The organism is Arthrobacter sp. R3-55, from assembly GCF_054161505.1.
The window spans coordinates 700,066-718,442 of record NZ_CP096423.1 but is presented as its reverse complement, the minus strand read 5'-3'; the positions used below and the strand labels follow the sequence as shown (position 1 = coordinate 718,442).

Genomic DNA, 18,377 nt, shown 5'->3' with positions numbered 1-18,377 from the left:
ATTCCAAAGTAGTGTGACAGGGACCACTGAAGGCTGTCAACCCTCTTTATTTGGTGGAGTCCCGGATGACGAGTTGGTGCGGGAGGAAGGTTCTTCCCTTGCGATGTTGCCCTGGGACTGTCATGCGATCGAGGAGCTCAGCGAAGGCTACTCGGCCCATTTCGTAGGCGGGCTGCCTTACTGTGGTTAGCTCTGGGACGCACATTTCTGCCTGGGCCGAGTCATCGAACCCTGCCACAGCGATGTCATCAGGGACTCGTAGTCCGGCGTCGGTCAGTTCACGGACGCAGCCGGCAGCGACCACGTCTGTGCCACAGAAAACGGCGTCCGGAAGGTCCTTCGTCTCCAGGAGCTTTTTCGTAAGATCGCGGCCGGCGTGGAATCCGAAGTTGCCTTCGCCGAGCAGGATCTGGTCTTGCTCCAAGCCTTCTTCCTCGAGTGCTTGGCGGAATCCCTCTTCCCGCAGCCGGCCTGAGCGGGCACCTCTATGAGCGAGCATGGCTAGTTTCTTGGCACCGGTGTCGATGAGGTGCTTGGTGATGTCGTAAGCGGCCTGGCGGTCATCGATCGACACACCGAATGCCGCCTCGGCGTCGACAATTTCACAGACCTGAATCACGCTGAGTTGCTCGGCGACGGTGTTGACGTCGTCGTCCGGCATCGTTGGTGAGAAGATCACTAATCCGTCCACGGAGCCGTTGCGGAGCATGTCCACGAGTTGCTGCTCTCGATCAAGGTCCCCGTCGGTCGCTGCGATAAGGCTGACATAGCCCGAGTCAGCCGCAGCATCGCCGACACCACGGAAGACTTCGCTGATCACGAGAGAGTCCAGGTTCTTGGCGAGGGCCAGGACGCGCATGGTGCGGTCTCTTCGGAGATCCCTTGCTGAGGCGAGTGGGCGGTAGCTGAGCTCCCGGATTGCGGCGTTGACTTTCTCCTTGGCCGCCGCGCTAACAGCCGGACTCCCGTTCAACACGCGCGACACAGTCCCCACGGACACACCCGCAGTCCTGGCGACGTCCTGAACTGTCGCTCGAGCCATTCGATTTTCCTTCCGGGAGCTTTCTTGAGGCGCTTACACTAACGCCCATTCGGCGCTCCTCAGCTTAGCGGGACCGCAGATGGAACCGGCGGGAAACCCCAGTCCGGGGAAGGCTGAGCAAGGTGCAAAGTGATTGCCAAACGATGCTCAGGCCTAATACCGGCCAGTTTGGCAAGATCCGCTGTTCTTCGCCTATCCACCTACCGAAACCGAGGACCCAGAAGCAACCGACGCCTTTCAAACGATAGGACCAGATGCACCGAGTTCAAATACTCAATAGATCTGACTTCGACTGACGAATTCCCGCGCGCCCGTACCAGCTGAGCCACCACACGGTATGCCGAACTCGCGCACCTAGGAATGGGTACTACCAAGCGACGCGCCAAGTCCTAGCAAGGGCCGGAGAATGGGCACTAGTAGCGCTTGAACTGGGACTAGGCCGCGGAGGTCGGTCGCCGCTCAATGTTGACCGAACGTCCAACTCAGATTCACGATCGGAGCGAACCTGAGGCTGGATTATTATAGTCGCTTGATTCTACTCAAATCCGGGGCTACGTAGGTGGCCCTCGCGACCGTAGGCCGGCCAAACCAACCCTCGACCTGCGTAATCGTCATCTTCGGAACATCGCGATCAAGATATTTCAAGATTTTATGCACCTGTTTCTCGGTCACTGGCCATCGCCCGACCCGGAGCTCGACTAACCCGACGCGCGATCCGCGAGCCTGAACTTTTATGAAAAATCGGAGGCCTGGAAACGCATGGTACAAATGTGCGCGCAGTTCAGGCAAGATAACCGCTAGGGTCGTTGCGGAATCGACGACTTGGGCTGACCCCATAGAAACAGGGTCTATGTGATCTGCGAGGATCGTTATACCAACTCCTGGAAACATCTCCCGTCGATGCTGCATCAGTACATCCTGCCGCCACCGAAGTAAGAACTTTCCGAGGGCAATACTAGGTCCTATAAATTTTGGCAACAGGGTGACAAGCATCATCCCGGTCGTGCTTCCAACTTGCTTGCCAACGGCCCGCTCCGAGGGAAGGCCAGCGTTCCGGAAGAAGTCCCTCAAAGCCTCATTGACGGCTTCCTCATCTGCCAACATGAACGCCGAGGACTGCTCGGCCTTGACGAAATACCCAATTCGATTTGAGGGAATATCTTCAAAGTTGTACCAGAAGTTCTTTTTAGTCGAGTTATCTCCACCGACTCGAGTAGCACACATGGATTTCCGTTCCGAAGGATGACGGTTTGGACCTAGGGGGCAGTGTCGCGGGAGCTATCCTTATTGCGTCAGTTCGATCCTCATTGTTTGTCCCTAGCTTACTGGCTTCACCCGGGCGGTCGACAAACCTTTTTGTAAGCACCTCGAAGAATAGGCCACTTCAACTGCATGCGAAAGACTCAAGGGCAGCAATGAACACTGCAAACTCTTGCTGGTGCGCGCCTCCTTGACAGGCAGGCTTCATCCAGTCTTAGAGTTCGTAGGCACGAGACATGAGAGCGGCTATTGCTGTCAGAAATCCAGCGTGAGCTGTCCAGTTGGCTCGACATCCAGAGCAACTGGCGTGGCGATCCCTAGGCTGTTGGCGACATTCGTGTAGATGTCCACGTCTGAGCCAAGGGACTTCAGCGTTATCGCCAAACTGAAAGGAGCCGGGCTGGCGCATCTATCGGTTCGTCCATGAGTCTTCCACCAGCCAGTAAGCGGAACAACAGCAAGTTCGTCCACCCCAACCAGCCTATGTGCCGCTCCTCTCCACATATCCGTGCGCAATGAGCCCCTGTCGCGATTCTTGGGCCCAGCAACCCACCCAGGCCCGGTCGAAAAGAATGCGGCTCCGGATTTCTCTGTCTCAACCAGAGATCTCGCAATATCTGAATGGAACTCAGAACTACTTTGCGCCCCGGACTTGATGTGGAACTGCATACCATGAGACGGATAGGTAGAGTGGTGCTCTTTGCCCCTTCTACCGGGGTTGGGCTCTACGAAATATGAAAGAGTCACACGAAATTCAACTTGGCTGCGCCCCAACTGCTCGAGTAAACCCGTCGACCATGGCAACTTGTAGAATTTGACTTCGTTCAGATCAAAATTCTTATCAAACGGGCTAAGGCGATCCTGGACGACAATTGTGACGTCTGATGTGAGACTGTTTAGGAGAGATTCCTCTCGAGGCACGCCCCATCCGAAGATGCGGAGCTTTTCAAGGTCAAACTTGCCCTTACTCAGGAGGGTTCCATTCCTCTTGCCGTGCACACCCTCAGCCATGTGCTCGGTCCATTCGGCGCGATGAACAAGTAAACCTCGTACAGTCTCTGGCCAGTAATCGGGATACCTTGCGTGAAGAACCGCCGCGAGTCGGGCTGCCTGCGCCGTTGCGGCACTAGTTGCGAATGCGTGCGTCAACGGTGCCGCGCTATCCGGTGAAGTTGTGATCACGGAGGTCGTCGCTGGGTGGTCAATATCACCATTAGGGGATCGGAGTAGGTTTCCACCTTCGAGAACAATATCCGGGACAGCCCCGTGGTTCTTGTTCGCCGTGACACCGGTCCTGGAATAAGGCGACAGTCCGCCTTTCTTAGCTATCGGCTCCCATCCTTCGTAATGCCCAGAGGCCGGAACCTCATCAAGCTCGGTGAAAGCACCTATGCGAAGGACATTCCAGGCCTGTGAGGGTTCCTCGGCTACCCTCGTCAAATTCGATGAGTAATAGGAACCAGGAGTACCGAGTGCCGCTAAGTCATCGCCGCGAAGGTTGCCGACTGACACGCAGAAAAGCCTCTGAGCGCCGGCCTCCGGGCGGCCGACCACTACCTTCTCAGGTGTGATTTCTACAGAACACCCCATCGCTAGTGCGTCCAATGTCGTCGACCAAGTGGTGGGCAGTGATTGACTGGCCAGCAGATCGTTCCCGCCCGTTGAAGTTTGAGCCAACAGGAACACTCGTCTATTGGCAGGATTGGCAATTTCCACATGTGATACGGCATTCACCATCAGGAGTCCAGGTCTCTGATGGTCCACGTGCACTTGGCTAGTTCCTCGAAGGACCCTTACTGCTTCAAGTCCGTGATTGATCGCATGACGTTCCCCAGTTCCGCGATCCAAGAGGCCCCGGAGATCTCCAAAAAGCGCTACTCCGGCCATCTGCGTACCATGTCGACTCGAATAGTCATCGCCACTACTACCTTCGACGACGCTCCACACTCTGCCATTTAGGGAAGATGTCAAAAGCGGATGGGCTGCCCTGACTCCATTATCAAGAACGGTGACCACGGGCGCCTGGTCCTCAGGTGGATCGAGAAGGCCTGCAAAGTCGTGGACCCAGTCTGCTACAAAATCGTCTCCAATTTCATGGAGTTCCTCTATGAAACTAGGCCGCCGAATCTCGACTGGCATTGCTGCCGTATTGACAAGTTGCTCCAGATTCTCTCGGGAACCTTCGACGGTGCAGGAGACGTAGTCACCAACCTGTAGTACTGGATGCTCAACTCTCAGTCCAAGTTGCTCACTGAACTGCTCTAAAAGCGGGAACGATGACGTACCTAGGTCTTCGGAAATGTAGTACCACAACTCCCAGAGGTCTGTGCCTTCTTCTGGTGGACTACCTACCCCATCGACCCATAAGTCTTCAAAACGGACAGCTTCGAACCCTGTCATGTTGGCAACTAGGCTTTGATACCGAGGATTGCCCTTCTCGGTCAGGTTCTCAAATTCGCTGATACTCTCTCTAAGTCCTGCCAACCGCTCATTGCTGATCCACAGCACCGCGCGATCACCTGAGGAGGAATCCGCGGGTTCGTCGTCTGCACTTCGGTCAGCGCTCGATACACCGGCGCGAATTTGAAGTACCTCTGCCTTCCGTTCCAAGGCATCGATGTCGAGCAGATGGTCCGAGTCTACCGACACGGCGACCGCCGCGAATCCGTGGGGACGCAATTCATGCGGAACACCACGAGTTGCATGAATCGCGGCTTGCTGGGCGGCGCTCAGCGATGACTGCAAGCGCCGAACCTGAGCACCCCTATCAGCTCCATGATCGATGTACTCGCGTGAAATGTTTCGGGGTTCCGCGCGTCGCTTTCGCTCAGCAATGGGTTGGGCAGGAACAACAATATGGTCGAGGGGAACGTGCGGATGGCGGTCTGTCAATGGTGAGATTTTCTTCTGGAATTTAGTGCATCGATAAGCAGCTGGGTACTGACCCTACTATTGTTTGCCAAGATCGTATCCTTAGCCGCAGCCTCAGCTGCCTTCACTAAGTCGGAGGGTGACAACTCCAAAGCAGCGGACGAAACAGCATCCCAATCAACATCTTTAGTATCCATGGAAGCAAGTCGACGCTTAACAACCGAAACAGCTTGTTTGGGCGCCGGTAGAGCGTAATTAACTACTGCATCAAATCGCCGGAACAGAGCAGGATCCAAGAGTCTTACATGATTCGTTGCAGCGATCAGCACGCTTTCAGCGGGCGCTTCATCCAAGAAGAGAAGGAATGAGTTCAAGATCCTTCTCGTTTCACCGATGTCATTATTCGCTGCCCGGTCGCTTCCAAGAGCATCAAACTCATCGAACAAATAGACTGCCCGTCGGCGAGCCACTTCATCGAAGATCAGTCTCAACTTAGATGCGCTTTCCCCTAAGAACCTGCTCATGACACCATCTAGCCGGATTGTCATCAAGGGAAGAGCAAGTTCACTAGCAAGCGCGGCCGCTGTCATGCTCTTGCCAGTTCCTGGTGGTCCAGACAGCAGTATGCGGTGCGCTGGGACGAAACCGTGCCGTAGAAGGCGGTCTCGTTGGCGTTGCTCGTGGACAACTCGCTGCAGGGTTTTCGCTGTATTTTGATCCAGCACCATCCGAGACAGACCCTGCTCTGGATACGATATGGCGAGTAGCTCGCTGAGCTCTCCTCGGGGACTACCTATGGGAGTGGGCTGACTTCTATGAACTTGCTCCGTGCGTGACTTTTCGATTATGTCCCGCAACTCCAAGGCAACCTTCGAATGCCCTTGCCGAGCTGACTGTGCCGCAACCTGCAGAGCGACGCTATAAAAGAGCTCTTCGTCGCCAGCGGCATGGGCACGGAGCAGCGCCTTCATCTGCTCACTTGGCCCTGCCATGCCGTTCCCCCTCAGCCCGAAAAGTGGGTATTCACCTACTCGATATCCTCTCACAGCGCGAGCTACGCACACCTCACCGAGTCAGACCACAGCTCACCGAGGCTTGGCAAGCTTGGAGTCTTGATGTCAAACCACCACCTCCCCACCCACCCCCTTGACTCCCAACCCCACCTTCCCTAAACTTTTCATAAAGCAGAATCTAAATTCCACAAAGCGGAAACCGAAGCCAAGCACCAAGGCAGCAGCCAAGCACCCGGAAGATAGATCAAAGCCCCTCCTCGGAAGGACCTACGATGACGTACACAGTGAACTGCTCCATCCTCCTGACGGAGCTGCCCTTACTCGAGCGCCCCGCCGCCGCGAAGGCAGCCGGTTTTGACGCCGTCGAGTTCTGGTGGCCCTTCGCCACTTCGGTTCCCACCGACAAAGAGACAACCGAGTTTGAAACAGCCATCAAGGACGCCGGCGTTCAGCTCACGGGCCTGAACTTCAACGCCGGCAACATGCCTGGCGGCGACCGCGGCCTGGTGTCCTGGAAGGGACGTTGCTCCGAGTTCAAGGACAACATCGACGTCGTAGCTGGCATCGGTGAGCGCCTCGGCTGCAAGGCGTTCAACGCCCTCTACGGCAACCGCCAGGACGAGTTCACCCCTGAAGAGCAGGACGAACTCGCCGCCAAGAACCTCGCGGCAGCAGCAGAAGGCGTCGCCCGCATCGGCGGCACCGTCCTCCTCGAACCGGTCAGCGGCGCACCCAAATACCCGCTCCTCACCGCCGAAGACGCACTCAAGGTCATCGCCCGGGTCAAGGCAGAATCCGGTGCACAGAACATCAAGCTCCTCGCCGACTTCTACCACCTGGCAGTCAACGGCGACGACGTCGAATCCGTCATCGAGAACCACGCCAAGGACTTCGGCCACATCCAGATCGCCGACAACCCCGGCCGCGGCGCTCCCGGAACCGGCACCCTCCCCCTCGGCGAATGGATCGCCCGCAGCCGCGAACTCGGCTACGACGGCTACATCGGCCTCGAGTACAAGGAACCGCAGGAAACGGCTTTCAGCTGGGCCATCCGCCAGCGCGCCAACGCCAACTGACTCACGACGGCGGCACCCACCACAGCGGCGGCGCTCACCAAATAGCCCGCTCGAGTTAAAACAAAGACTTTCAGAAAGAGAACCACAATGAGCAACGTTGCAGTCATCGGACTCGGAATCATGGGCCTCCCCATGGCCATCAACCTCGTCAAGGCCGGCCACACGGTCACCGGTTTCAACCGCAGCCAGGACAAGATCGACAAGCTCGTCTCCGAGGGCGGCCAGGGCGCCACGAGCATCGCGGACGCAGTCAAGGACGCCGACGTCGTCATCACCATGGTCCCGGACTCCCCCGATGTTGAGGGTGTAGTCAGCGGCAAGGACGGCGTCTTCGCCAACGCGAAGAAGGGCACCCTCTGGATCGACGCATCCAGCATCCGCCCGGACGTCGCCAAGCGCCTCTCTGAGGACGCAGTCGCAGCAGGCATCCGCCCGCTCGACGCTCCCGTATCCGGTGGCGAACAGGGCGCCATCGACGCCGTCCTGTCCATCATGGTCGGCGGCTCAGCTGAGGACTTCGAGGCAGCACAGGATGTCCTCAACGCAGTGGGCAAGACCATCGTCCACGTCGGCCCGTCCGGCTCCGGCCAGACCGTCAAGGCAGCAAACCAGCTGATCGTGGCCGTCAACATCCAGGTACTCGGCGAGGCCATCGCCTTCCTTGAGGCCTACGGCGTAGACACCGACGCAGCACTGAAGGTCCTCGGCGGCGGCTTGGCCGGCTCCAAGGTCCTGGACCAGAAGGGTCAGAAGATGCTGGACCGCAACTTCGACCCCGGCTTCCGCCTGGCCCTCCACCACAAGGACCTGGGCATCGTCACCTCCGCAGCCCGCGAAGCCAACGTCGCTGTCCCGCTCGGCGCAGTTGTCGCCCAGCTCGTCGCCGCAACCGTCAACCAGGGCGACGGCGGCCTCGACCACTCAGGCCTCTTCAAGCAGGTCCTTCAGCTCAGCGGCCGCAAGTAAGCACCCCGGCACAAGCCGGAACAAGCACCAAAGCAGGGAACCCGCCGTCGTACTTAAACGACGGCGGCTCCCTCACCACACCCAAAAACACCACAGACTTCGCCCGCAAGGGCAAAAACAAGGAGTACACCATGGCAAAGATGCGCACCGTTGATGCGGCCGTAGCCATCCTGGAAAAGGAAGGCGCAACCGAAGCTTTCGGTCTGCCCGGCGCAGCGATCAACCCCTTCTACTCAGCAATGCGTGCCCACGGCGGCATCCGCCACACGCTGGCCCGCCACGTTGAAGGCGCCAGCCACATGGCTGACGGTTACAGCCGCGCAGCTGATGGCAACATTGGCATCTGCATCGGCACCTCGGGCCCCGCAGGCACGGACATGATCACTGGCCTGTACGCAGCCCAGGCCGATTCCATCCCCATGCTCTGCATCACCGGCCAGGCACCCGTTGCCAAGCTGCACAAGGAAGACTTCCAGGCTGTGGACATCGAGTCCATCGCCAAGCCGTTGACCAAGTTCGCCATGACCATCCTGGAGCCGGGCCAGGTTCCCGGCGCGTTCCAGAAGGCGTTCCAGCTGATGCGCTCGGGTCGTCCGGGCCCGGTTCTGTTGGACCTGCCCATCGATGTTCAGATGGCCGAGATCGAGTTCGACATCGACGCCTACGAGCCCCTGCCGGTGGAGAAGCCCAAGGCTTCCCGCAAGCAGCTGGAAAAGGCACTGGACCTGCTGACCGCTGCCAAGCACCCGCTGATCGTTGCCGGTGGCGGCATCATCAACGCCGGCGCTTCGGCCCAGCTGGTTGAGCTGGCCGAGATCCTGAACGTTCCGGTCATCCCCACCCTGATGGGCTGGGGCACCATCCCGGACGACCACCAGCTGATGGCCGGCATGGTTGGCCTGCAGACCTCGCACCGCTACGGCAACGAGACGTTCCTGCAGAGCGACTTCGTGATCGGCATCGGCAACCGTTGGGCCAACCGCCACACCGGCGGCCTGGACACCTACACGGCCGGCCGTAAGTTCGTGCACATCGACATCGAGCCGACGCAGATCGGTCGCGTTTTCTCCCCGGACTTGGGCATTGCGTCCGACGCCGGTGCGGCGCTGGACGGGCTGTTGGAGCTGGCTCGCGAACGCCAGGCTGCAAAGACCCTGCCGGACTACTCCGACTGGGTTGCCGAGTGCCAGGAGCGCAAGGGCTCCCTGCACCGCAAGACCAACTTCAACAACGTGCCCATCAAGCCGCAGCGCGTGTACCAGGAGATGAACAAGGCCTTCGGCCGCGACACCACCTACGTGTCCACCATTGGTCTCTCGCAGATCGCCGGCGCACAGATGCTGCACGTCTTCGGTGCCCGCAAGTGGATCAACGCAGGCCAGGCAGGCCCGCTGGGTTGGACCGCTCCCGCCGCTCTGGGCGTTGTTCGTGGAACCCCGGATGCCACCGTTGTTGCCCTGTCCGGTGACTACGACTTCCAGTTCATGATTGAGGAACTGGCCGTTGGCGCACAGTTCAACCTGCCGTACATCCACGTTGTGGTGAACAACAGCTACCTGGGCCTGATCCGTCAGAGCCAGCGCGGCTTCAACATGGAACAGAACGTTTCCTTGGCGTTTGAGAACATCAACTCCCCGGAGACCAACGGCTACGGCGTGGACCACATCAAGGTTGCCGAGGGCTTGGGCTGCAAGGCCATCCGCGTTGAGGACCCCAACGATCTGCCGGCCGCTTTCGACAAGGCCAAGGCATTGATGGGCGAGTTCAAGGTTCCCGTGGTTGTTGAAGTGATCCTGGAAAAGATCACCAACATCTCCATGGGCGTTGAGATCAACGGCGTGAACGAGTTCGAAGAGCTGGCAGAGTCCGCGGCGGACGCTCCCACCGCCATCCTCGCCAAGGCTTAAGGAAAAGGAGGCACCGGAATGCGTGTTGTCATCGCCCCGGACAAATTCAAGGGCTCGCTGTCCGCGCCCGACGTCGCCAAGCACCTGGCCACAGGCCTGCAGGCGGGGTTCGGTAAAGGCATAGAAGCAACACGCATTCCGGTGGCCGACGGCGGCGAAGGAACCATCGACGCCGCCATCGGCTCCGGCTTCACCCGCCGGACCACCACCGTCACCGGCCCGCTCGGCGAGCCAATGAAGGCCGACTTCGCAGTGCGGGACCAGGAAGCTGTCATCGAAATGGCGGCGGCTTCCGGCCTCGCCCTCCTGCCGGACGGCCCCACTTCTGAGACTGCGAAAACCGCAACCAGCATCGGCACGGGCGAACTCATCCGAGCCGCGTTGGACCTCGGCTGCCGCAAGATCATCCTGGGTGTGGGCGGAAGCGCCAACACCGACGCCGGCGCGGGAGTCCTGCAGGGCCTCGGCGCCGTGTTCCTGGATAAGGACGGCAACGAGCTCCCCGGCGGCGGTGCCGCTCTCGCTGACATCGAGACCATCGACTTCTCCAACTTCGACGTCCGCGTCGAGGCAACAGAATTCGTGTTGGCGTCCGACGTCGACAATCCCCTTCTGGGGGCCAGCGGAGCCCCAGCCATCTTCGGTCCGCAGAAGGGCGCGACGCCGGAAGACGTCACTCAACTGGACGCGGCAGCAAGCCACTTCGTGGACGTCCTCGCAGCCACAACCGGCCAGCACGCCAAGTACGCCGCCAAGGCAGAAGGCGCCGGAGCAGCGGGCGGCGTTGGCTACATTGCCATCGCGGCGCTGAAGGCAGAGCGGCGGCCGGGCATCGACGTCGTGCTTGAATTCACTGAACTGGAGCACAGGCTCAAGGGCGCCGATCTGGTGATCACCGGAGAAGGCAGCCTGGACGAGCAAAGCCTGCTCGGCAAGACTCCCATGGGTGTCTCGCGGGCGGCGCAACGGAACGGGGTTCCCGTGATCGCAGTGTGCGGCCGGAGTACCCTGAGCCGGGAACAACTCACGGATGCCGGCTTCCATACGGTCCATGCACTGACCGATCTGGAAAAAGATGTCCAAAAATGTATCGCTGAAGCAGGTCCGTTGCTTGAACAATTAGGTAGGCACATAGGCGTGTACCTGGCGGAACGGACCGAAAACAAGGAGTACCTCAATGTCTGAAGCAATCGGCGCCTATGACCTCGTTATCCGGGGCCAGCGCATCCTGACCACCGCCGGCCTCGCAGCACGCGAAGTTGGCATCCGCGACGGCATCATCGTCGCCATCGAACCCCTGGGCAACGGCCTGACGGGCAACGAGGTCATCGAACTCGCAGACGACGAAACCCTCATCCCCGGCCTGGTGGACACCCACGTCCACGTCAACGAGCCCGGCCGCACCGAGTGGGAAGGCTTCGCCTCCGCCACCCGCGCAGCAGCCGCCGGCGGCGTAACCACCATCATCGACATGCCCCTGAACAGCATCCCGCCTACCACCAGCGTGGACGGCCTGGAGCAGAAGCGCGTAGTCGCCAAGGACCAGGCTTTTGTGGACGTCGGATTCTGGGGCGGTGCCATCCCCGGCAACAAGAGCGACCTCCGCCCGCTGCACGACGAAGGCGTTTTCGGCTTCAAGTGCTTCCTCCTGCACTCCGGCGTGGACGAGTTCCCGCACCTGGACGCGGACGAGATGGAAGAGGACATGGCTGAGCTCAAGTCCTTCGACTCCCTCATGATCGTCCACGCAGAGGACTCCCACGCCATTGACCGCGCCCCGCACCCGGGCGGCGACCACTACGAGACCTTCCTGGCCTCCCGCCCCCGCGGCGCCGAGAACAAGGCCATCGCCGAGGTCATCGAGCGCGCCCGCTGGACCGGCGCCCGCGCCCACATCCTGCACCTCTCATCCTCGGACGCGCTGCCGATGATCGCCTCAGCAAAGCGCGACGGCGTCAACCTCACCGTTGAGACCTGCCCGCACTACCTGACCCTCATGGCCGAAGAAATCCCCGACGGTGCCACGGCTTACAAGTGCTGCCCACCCATCCGCGAGGCCTCCAATCGGGAGCTCCTCTGGAAGGGCCTGCAGGAGGGCACCATCGACTGCATCGTCTCGGACCACTCCCCCTCCACACTGGATCTGAAGGACCTGGAGAACGGCGACTTCGCCGTGGCATGGGGCGGCGTTTCATCCCTGCAGCTGGGGCTTTCCCTGATCTGGACCGAAGCCCGCCACCGTGGCATCCCGCTGGAACAGGTGGTCTCGTGGATGGCCGAGAAGCCCGCCGCCCTGGCCCGCCTGCACAACAAAGGCCAGCTCGCACTTGGCTACGACGCCGACTTCTCCATCTTCGCCCCGGACGAAGCGTTCGTTGTGGACGTCACCAAGCTCAAGCACAAGAACCCGATCACGCCGTACGACGGCCGTCCGCTGGCCGGCGTCGTCCGCAAGACCTACCTGCGCGGCACCCCGATCGACGGCCAGAACCCCGGCGGCAAGCTGCTCCGCCGCGGCAACGTTTAGGTCAACCGTCATGGCAGTCAATGCCTATGGGCCGCCGCCTTCCCGTGGTTCCGCCTCGCGCTCCACGGGATGGCGGCCTGGCCAGAACCCTCGCAGCATGAATGAACGGAACGGCCTCACAGCCCACGGGCTGGCCCTCTGGGTCAACCCGGCCGAGGGCGACGAGATCGATCCCGCAGTTTGGGAGCGGGCGGCACGCCTTGTGCTGGCCCGCGCCATGAAACTTGCCCCGGAGGCGGAAGTCCGCATCTGGCCCGCCACCGGGGCAGAGCACTCCGGCGTCGGCGACACTTCCTGGGGCGGCACTCCGCAGGAAGCCGCCGACGCCGGTACCAACCGTTCGGATTCAGCCACGGTAACGCTCGCCGATGCCCTCGCGGAGGCGCGTGCGGTGACCCGTGCGGAAGCCATGTCCGACGGCGGCGACAGCACCGAAGCGGGCGACAGCACCGCCGTCGAGCCCGTAACGTTGGCCAGCCGCCGCAGTCAACTTGCGGTGGACCTCGCCGCTGAAGTAGTGCTGCTGGACGGCGAGCCGGTTCCCTTTACTGGCATGGAATACAAGCTGCTGCGCTACCTCGTGGTCAACTGCTCACGGGCCATCAGTCGTGAAGAATTGCAACGTTTTTTGGAGTCATTTGACCTCCCCGGCGCGGCATTTCGCTCGATCGACGTTTATGTTGGAAGGGTGCGGCGGAAGCTAGGCTCCGCCCGACACACCGTCGCCACCGTCCGTGGTGGCGGCTACCAGTTCGTGCCAGGCCCCTACGCCACGGTGCGCGGACCTGCGGAATACAGCATCTAGATTCGCTGTTGTAAAAGATCAACGCCCCGCAATTTGCATGATCGCTGTTGTTTGAAATGAAGGCCGGCTGTTTGCCGGTGAAACGTAAAGGATCGCCATGACCCAGAAACTCCTCGTCGGAACGCAAGCACCTGATTTCGCGCTTCTCGACGCCGACGGCACCAAGGTCTCGCTGTCCGACTACCGCGGACGCAACGTCATTGTGTACTTCTACCCGAAGGCAGCCACCCCCGGCTGCACCACCGAGGCCTGCGATTTCCGCGACAACCTCGCCAGCCTGCAGGGCAAGGGCTACGACGTCATCGGGATTTCCCCCGACGGCCCTGAGGACCTCGCAAAGTTCACTGGTGAATTCGCGCTGACCTTCCCGCTGCTCTCCGACGAAGACCACTCCGTTGCCCTCGCCTACGGCGCCTGGGGCGAGAAGTTGGTTGACGGCGAGATCGTAGAAGGCCTGGTCCGCTCCACCGTTGTCCTGGATGGCGAAGGCACCGTGAAGCTCACCCAGTACCAGGTCAGCGCCCAGGGCCACGTCCAGGCGCTGAAGGAAGAGCTGGGCGTCTAACCCTCGTTACCTTTTTCGTAGCCCGTTTCCTGGTGCAGGATATGGGTGTGCTGGCCTGCTGGTCCCGGCATGATTGCGACCCTCTGTTGATTCGATGATCTTGAGAGTGTTGTCACCGGGGTTGGTAGGTGCCGGGAGATCGCTGATAGGGGCAGGACAGTTCGGGAACGTCGTGCGTAACGTGGGTGCCGGGTCCTGACACCGCTGGCGGGCCAGTGCGGTAGTTGACTACGACTGAAGGTGCCAGATGATCAGGAACCACGACGCTGTCGAAGTGTTTATTGGTTTGGATGTTGGTAAGGGCGTCCATCATGCCGTTGCCGTGGACCGGGCCGGCAGGAAATTGCTGGACCGGGCGCTGCCCAACGACGAAGCCAAAATCCGGGAGATCATGGCCGAGCTGGAGGACAACGGCCGGATCCTGTTTGTTGTTGACCAGCCCGCGACCATCGGTGCGCTTCCCGTCGCGGTGGCCCAGGCCGCCGGGGTGCTGGTCGGCTACCTGCCGGGCCTGGCGATGCGCCGGATCGCGGATCTTCACCCCGGAGAGGCGAAAACCGATGCCCGGGATGCGTTCATCATCGCCGAGGCCGCCAGGACCATGCCGCATGCCCTGCGCTCGGTTCAGTTGGTCGATGAGCAGCTCGCTGAGCTGAGCATGCTGTGTGGGTTCGACGATGATCTGGCCAAGCAGGCCACGGCGACTTCGAACCGGATCCGCGGGCTGCTCACGCAGATCCACCCAGCTTTGGAAAGGGTGCTCGGACCCTACATGGACCACCCGGCGGTGCTGGATCTGCTGCGGACCTGGCCTACCCCTGAAGCTCTCCGTCATGCGGGCCGGCGTCGGATCGGGAACCGGCTGACCAAACTCGCTCCGCGCATGGGTGAACGTCTTGCCGATGAAATCATCGAGGCCTTGGGCCGGCAAACCGTCACTGTCGTGGGAACGAACGCCGCAACCATCGTGCTGCCCCAGCTCGCGGCCATGCTCGCCGGGCTCAACGAAAGCCGCGCAACGGTCCTGACCCAGGTCGAGACTCTTGTGGAGGCCCACCCTCTTCACCCGGTCCTGATGTCTCTGCCGGCCGTGGGCATCAGGACCGCTGCACGAATCCTCACCGAAGTCGCCGGGAAAGACTTCCCCACCGCAGGGCACCTGGCCTCTTACGCGGGGCTGGCCCCTGTTACCTGGCGATCCGGGTCTTCCATCCGTGGCGATCATTCCTCCAGGAAAGGCAACAAAGTCCTCAAACGAACCCTGTTCCTCTCCGCTTTCGCAGCCCTCAAAGACCCGCCCTCCCGGGCCTACTATGACCGCAAACGAGCCGAAGGAAAACGCCACAACCAGGCACTCATCGCCCTGGCGCGACGACGCTGCGACACCCTCTACGCCATGCTCCGCGACGGCACCCTCTACCAACCCCCGCAACCGCTTGACGAAAAACATAGGGGCACTCCCACATCCGAAGGCCCTGAGCCGAACGCTCTCGCACATCCTGAACTGGTCCCCGATTGTTGGACTGGCTATTGGGATTTTAGGCTGCGAGGGTCTGGGCCCGGTATTGGACCGGGCTCTGGCCTTCGAGTTTGGTGGAGATCCTTTCGTTGTTGTACCAGCGGATGTACTCGTGCAGTGCTGTTGCCAGGGCGTCGGTGCTGAGAAACCGGACGTGGTGGAAGAGTTCTTCCTTGAGATGTCCGAAGAAGTTCTCCATGACCGCGTTGTCGTAGCAGTTGCCCTTGCGGGACATTGACTGGGTGGCGCCGGCTTCGCTGAGCAGTTGCCGCCAGAACACGTGCTGGTATTGGAAACCTTGGTCCGAGTGCACCAACGGTTTTTGACCCGGTTCCAGGCAGGTGATGGCCTGACGCAGCGAGGTGTTGGCCAGTTCCAGGTTCGGGGAGTTACCGATGGAATAGGAGATGATTTGCCGGTCGAAAAGGTCCATGACGGGTGAAAGGTAGAGCTTCCGGTCCCCGACGCGGAACTCGGTGACGTCGGTGACCCACTTCTGGTTCGGAGCATCGGCGTCGAATTCCCGGTTCAGCAGGTTCGGTGCAATCACGCCCTGTTCGCCTTGGTAGGAGTTATAGCGTTTCCGCTGCCGAACCTTGCAGCGCAGGGCCAGGGCGCGCATCAGTTTCAGCACGGTCTTCTTCGCCACCGTCCAGCCGTGCTTCACCAGCTCGGTGTGGATGCGGCGATGTCCGTAACGGCCGTGGTTGGTCGTGAAGATCGTTGTGATGGCGCTCTTGAGAGCTTCCTTCGGGTCCGGGGACAGGAGCCGGGCCTGATGGTAGAAGAACGTCGAGCGGGCCAGCCCCGCGACCCGCAGCAGAACCGGGAGCGGGTAATCAGCCTTGAGAGCAACGAGGGCTTGAACCTTCACCGTCGTTCCTGAGCCCTCAAGGCCCGCAATTTTCCCAAGTAGGCCACCTCAGCCCGCAACAGTTCGTTCTCCCGACGCAGTTGCTCAAGCTCCGAAACCTCCGCAGACCGCGGAGCTGCCCCGGACTTCACGGACGGCACGGCACCAGGCTTCCGCGAGGGCACGGCCCCGGGTTCCCGAGAAGGTGCGACCTTCGGCTTCGCTGGCGTGCCGTTGCGTTTTGGCCGCAACCCATCCTCACCCGCCAATCGATAAGCCCTGACCCATTTCTGCAGCAGTTGACGTGAAGACAGGCCCGCTTCAACAGCCAAGTCCGGCCCGGTTTCGCCCGCCAGGAACCGCTGCACCAGCGCCAGCTTGACCTCGAAAGAGTATGACTTCGGCGCCTTGGTCACCAACACTCCTCGCCCATGAATCCTCCATAACCCATACAGTCCCCTGACCGGCACAGGCGGCGCATCCAAGTACCGGGCCGCCGCCCGATACCCCAGACCCCTTTCAAAACACGCTACAGCCGAGACCCGCTGCACCACAGACAAAGAACTACGCGAACACATAAAAACTGCTCCCCTCAAATCGGAACTGAAATTCTCAGTCCAACTTCAGGGGAGCAGTTCATCCCAAGGGCCTGAGCCGAACGCTCTCCCACATCCCAAGGGCCTGAGCCGAACGCTCTCCCACATCCCAAGGGCCTGAGCGAATCCCTCTCTCACATAACTGCACAAAACCTGTAACGCCCGCCCACTTTTGTGAGCGGGCGTTTCATGTGTCGTGACTAAACGTGACAAATACCCAGCAGCATTAGTTAATGGAGCCATGGTCTCTCCCACGCCCGTCCGCCACGCTGTAGTCGTCGAAGATGACGCCGACATCCGTGGACTCCTCGTCCTGGTCCTTGAGCAGCTCGACTTTGTGGTGACCGAAGCACCTGACGGCCTGTCCGGCGTCGAGGCTGTCCGCAACACCAACGCTGAATTGGTCACCCTCGATGTGAACCTCCCGGACATCGACGGCATGGAAGTGTGCAAACGCCTGCGCGAATTCTCGGATGCCTACATCCTGATGCTGACCGCCAGGGCGGACGAGATCGACCGCCTCAACGGCCTGGACATCGGTGCGGACGACTACATCAACAAGCCTTTCAGCCCCAAGGAACTCCAGGCCCGCATCCGGGCATTGTTCCGCCGGGCCCGGACGCCTGCCGCTCCTGCCGAGGACACCGCCCAGATGGACGAACTTGCGCGCGCAGCCGTGGTGCAACAGAGCCTCCTGCCTCGGGAAACCGTCCGGCTTGAGGGATACGACGTCGCCGGCGCCTTCCGCCCCACCCGCAGCGTCGGCGGGGACTTCTACGACTGGTACCAGACCAGGAACGGCATGCACCTGACGTTCGCCGACGCCATGGGCAAAGGCATGGGTGCGGCCCTGATCGCAGCCACCGTCCGCGCCGTGATGCGTTCGGTAGCGGACACCCCGGCCATCGCCGCGGCCTTCTCCTCCGCCAGCGCCACCATCACCACAGACCTGGACCAGTCCGGCTCCTTCGCCACCATGTTCCATGCGCGGCTGGACGCCCCTTCCGGAAAGCTCAGCTACATCGACGCCGGTCACGGCCTTGCGCTGTACATCCCCGCTGAGGGGGCGGTCCAGCGGCTGGTTTCCGCCGGCCCGCCGGTGGGCATCCTTGAAGGACAGCACTGGCCTGCCGCTGAGCTGTTGATGGAGCCCGGCGACACCCTGGTCATCGTCAGTGACGGCGTGCTGGACGCCCACGCTTCCCTCGAGGATTTCATCCGGAACGTGGAAAAGTCGGCGCGGAGCGAGGCAACCTCGGATGGCGTATGCGCCGCCCTTCTGGAGTTGGCACCCGCTGCAACAGCCGAAGACGACGTGACCGCCGTCGTCGTTCGCAGAAAACTTGACGTCCGGCTCTAACGAACCACAAAAAGGGG

The 18,377-nt window shown here is 60.9% G+C and carries 13 protein-coding genes and 2 pseudogenes; 9 read left to right on the top strand and 6 right to left on the bottom strand.

All coding sequences use genetic code 11. From position 1 onward, the window contains the following. Positions 1 to 46: 46 nt before the first annotated feature. The 4 genes and pseudogenes from M1D51_RS03475 to M1D51_RS03460 form a co-directional block, all read right to left on the bottom strand. The gene (locus M1D51_RS03475; protein ID WP_458108539.1) at positions 47 to 1,042 is read right to left on the bottom strand and encodes a LacI family DNA-binding transcriptional regulator; all 996 of its coding nucleotides are present in this window, start codon (positions 1,040 to 1,042) and stop codon (positions 47 to 49) included. 1,515 nt (positions 1,043 to 2,557) lie between these two features. Further along, on the bottom strand, positions 2,558 to 5,047 hold the full coding sequence (locus M1D51_RS03470; RefSeq protein ID WP_458108538.1) for a S8 family peptidase: 2,490 nt from the start codon (positions 5,045 to 5,047) through the stop codon (positions 2,558 to 2,560). Positions 5,048 to 5,190: 143 nt separating this feature from the next. After that, positions 5,191 to 5,763, bottom strand: a complete 573-nt coding sequence (locus M1D51_RS03465) for an AAA family ATPase (RefSeq protein ID WP_458109538.1) — start codon at positions 5,761 to 5,763, stop codon at positions 5,191 to 5,193. A gap of 30 nt (positions 5,764 to 5,793) precedes the next feature. Continuing rightward, positions 5,794 to 5,901, bottom strand: a pseudogene (locus tag M1D51_RS03460) (AAA family ATPase); the annotation flags it as partial. 557 nt (positions 5,902 to 6,458) lie between these two features. Here M1D51_RS03460 and M1D51_RS03455 point away from each other — a divergent pair. The 8 genes and pseudogenes from M1D51_RS03455 to M1D51_RS03420 all read left to right on the top strand — a co-directional run. Then, the gene (locus tag M1D51_RS03455; RefSeq protein WP_026543504.1) at positions 6,459 to 7,262 is read left to right on the top strand and encodes a hydroxypyruvate isomerase family protein; all 804 of its coding nucleotides are present in this window, start codon (positions 6,459 to 6,461) and stop codon (positions 7,260 to 7,262) included. A gap of 87 nt (positions 7,263 to 7,349) precedes the next feature. Beyond that, complete coding sequence (locus M1D51_RS03450) at positions 7,350 to 8,228, top strand: 2-hydroxy-3-oxopropionate reductase (RefSeq protein ID WP_458108537.1); 879 nt, start codon at positions 7,350 to 7,352, stop codon at positions 8,226 to 8,228. A gap of 131 nt (positions 8,229 to 8,359) precedes the next feature. Continuing rightward, complete coding sequence (gene gcl, locus M1D51_RS03445; RefSeq protein WP_458108536.1) at positions 8,360 to 10,135, top strand: glyoxylate carboligase; 1,776 nt, start codon at positions 8,360 to 8,362, stop codon at positions 10,133 to 10,135. An 18-nt stretch (positions 10,136 to 10,153) separates the two neighbouring features. Further along, the gene (locus M1D51_RS03440) at positions 10,154 to 11,320 is read left to right on the top strand and encodes a glycerate kinase (protein WP_458108535.1); all 1,167 of its coding nucleotides are present in this window, start codon (positions 10,154 to 10,156) and stop codon (positions 11,318 to 11,320) included. After that, the gene (gene allB / locus M1D51_RS03435) at positions 11,313 to 12,662 is read left to right on the top strand and encodes an allantoinase AllB (protein WP_026543500.1); all 1,350 of its coding nucleotides are present in this window, start codon (positions 11,313 to 11,315) and stop codon (positions 12,660 to 12,662) included. Before M1D51_RS03440 ends, allB begins: the two co-directional genes overlap by 8 nt. Before the next feature lie 10 nt (positions 12,663 to 12,672). Next, on the top strand, positions 12,673 to 13,467 hold the full coding sequence (locus M1D51_RS03430; protein WP_458108534.1) for a winged helix-turn-helix domain-containing protein: 795 nt from the start codon (positions 12,673 to 12,675) through the stop codon (positions 13,465 to 13,467). A 97-nt stretch (positions 13,468 to 13,564) separates the two neighbouring features. Beyond that, positions 13,565 to 14,032, top strand: a complete 468-nt coding sequence (gene bcp, locus M1D51_RS03425; RefSeq protein WP_011776131.1) for a thioredoxin-dependent thiol peroxidase — start codon at positions 13,565 to 13,567, stop codon at positions 14,030 to 14,032. Between the two features lie 247 nt (positions 14,033 to 14,279). After that, positions 14,280 to 15,464 (top strand): annotated as a pseudogene (locus M1D51_RS03420) (IS110 family RNA-guided transposase); the annotation flags it as partial. A 106-nt stretch (positions 15,465 to 15,570) separates the two neighbouring features. On the opposite strand, the gene M1D51_RS03415 reads toward M1D51_RS03420, so the two are convergent. Further along, positions 15,571 to 16,425 (bottom strand): IS3 family transposase, encoded by an 855-nt coding sequence (locus M1D51_RS03415; protein ID WP_458107040.1) that lies wholly within the window; start codon positions 16,423 to 16,425, stop codon positions 15,571 to 15,573. Then, positions 16,422 to 16,820, bottom strand: coding sequence for a helix-turn-helix domain-containing protein (locus tag M1D51_RS03410; RefSeq protein ID WP_458107041.1), 399 nt, complete (start codon positions 16,818 to 16,820; stop codon positions 16,422 to 16,424). Before M1D51_RS03410 ends, M1D51_RS03415 begins: the two co-directional genes overlap by 4 nt. Positions 16,821 to 17,241: 421 nt before the next feature. On the opposite strand from M1D51_RS03410, the gene M1D51_RS03405 reads away from it, so the two are divergent. After that, positions 17,242 to 18,360: a PP2C family protein-serine/threonine phosphatase gene (locus M1D51_RS03405; RefSeq protein WP_458108533.1), complete on the top strand. Its 1,119-nt coding sequence runs from the start codon at positions 17,242 to 17,244 to the stop codon at positions 18,358 to 18,360. Positions 18,361 to 18,377: the final 17 nt, after the last annotated feature.

Coding starts and splice junctions, on each gene's coding strand:
- M1D51_RS03440 (WP_458108535.1), top strand. CDS start 10,154: ATGCGTGTTGTCATCGCCCCGGACAAATTCAAGGGCTCGCTGTCCGCG.
- bcp (WP_011776131.1), top strand. CDS start 13,565: ATGACCCAGAAACTCCTCGTCGGAACGCAAGCACCTGATTTCGCGCTT.
- allB (WP_026543500.1), top strand. CDS start 11,313: ATGTCTGAAGCAATCGGCGCCTATGACCTCGTTATCCGGGGCCAGCGC.
- M1D51_RS03430 (WP_458108534.1), top strand. CDS start 12,673: ATGGCAGTCAATGCCTATGGGCCGCCGCCTTCCCGTGGTTCCGCCTCG.
- gcl (WP_458108536.1), top strand. CDS start 8,360: ATGGCAAAGATGCGCACCGTTGATGCGGCCGTAGCCATCCTGGAAAAG.
- M1D51_RS03405 (WP_458108533.1), top strand. CDS start 17,242: ATGGTCTCTCCCACGCCCGTCCGCCACGCTGTAGTCGTCGAAGATGAC.
- M1D51_RS03475 (WP_458108539.1), bottom strand. CDS start 1,042: ATGGCTCGAGCGACAGTTCAGGACGTCGCCAGGACTGCGGGTGTGTCC.
- M1D51_RS03455 (WP_026543504.1), top strand. CDS start 6,459: ATGACGTACACAGTGAACTGCTCCATCCTCCTGACGGAGCTGCCCTTA.
- M1D51_RS03465 (WP_458109538.1), bottom strand. CDS start 5,763: ATGACAGCGGCCGCGCTTGCTAGTGAACTTGCTCTTCCCTTGATGACA.
- M1D51_RS03450 (WP_458108537.1), top strand. CDS start 7,350: ATGAGCAACGTTGCAGTCATCGGACTCGGAATCATGGGCCTCCCCATG.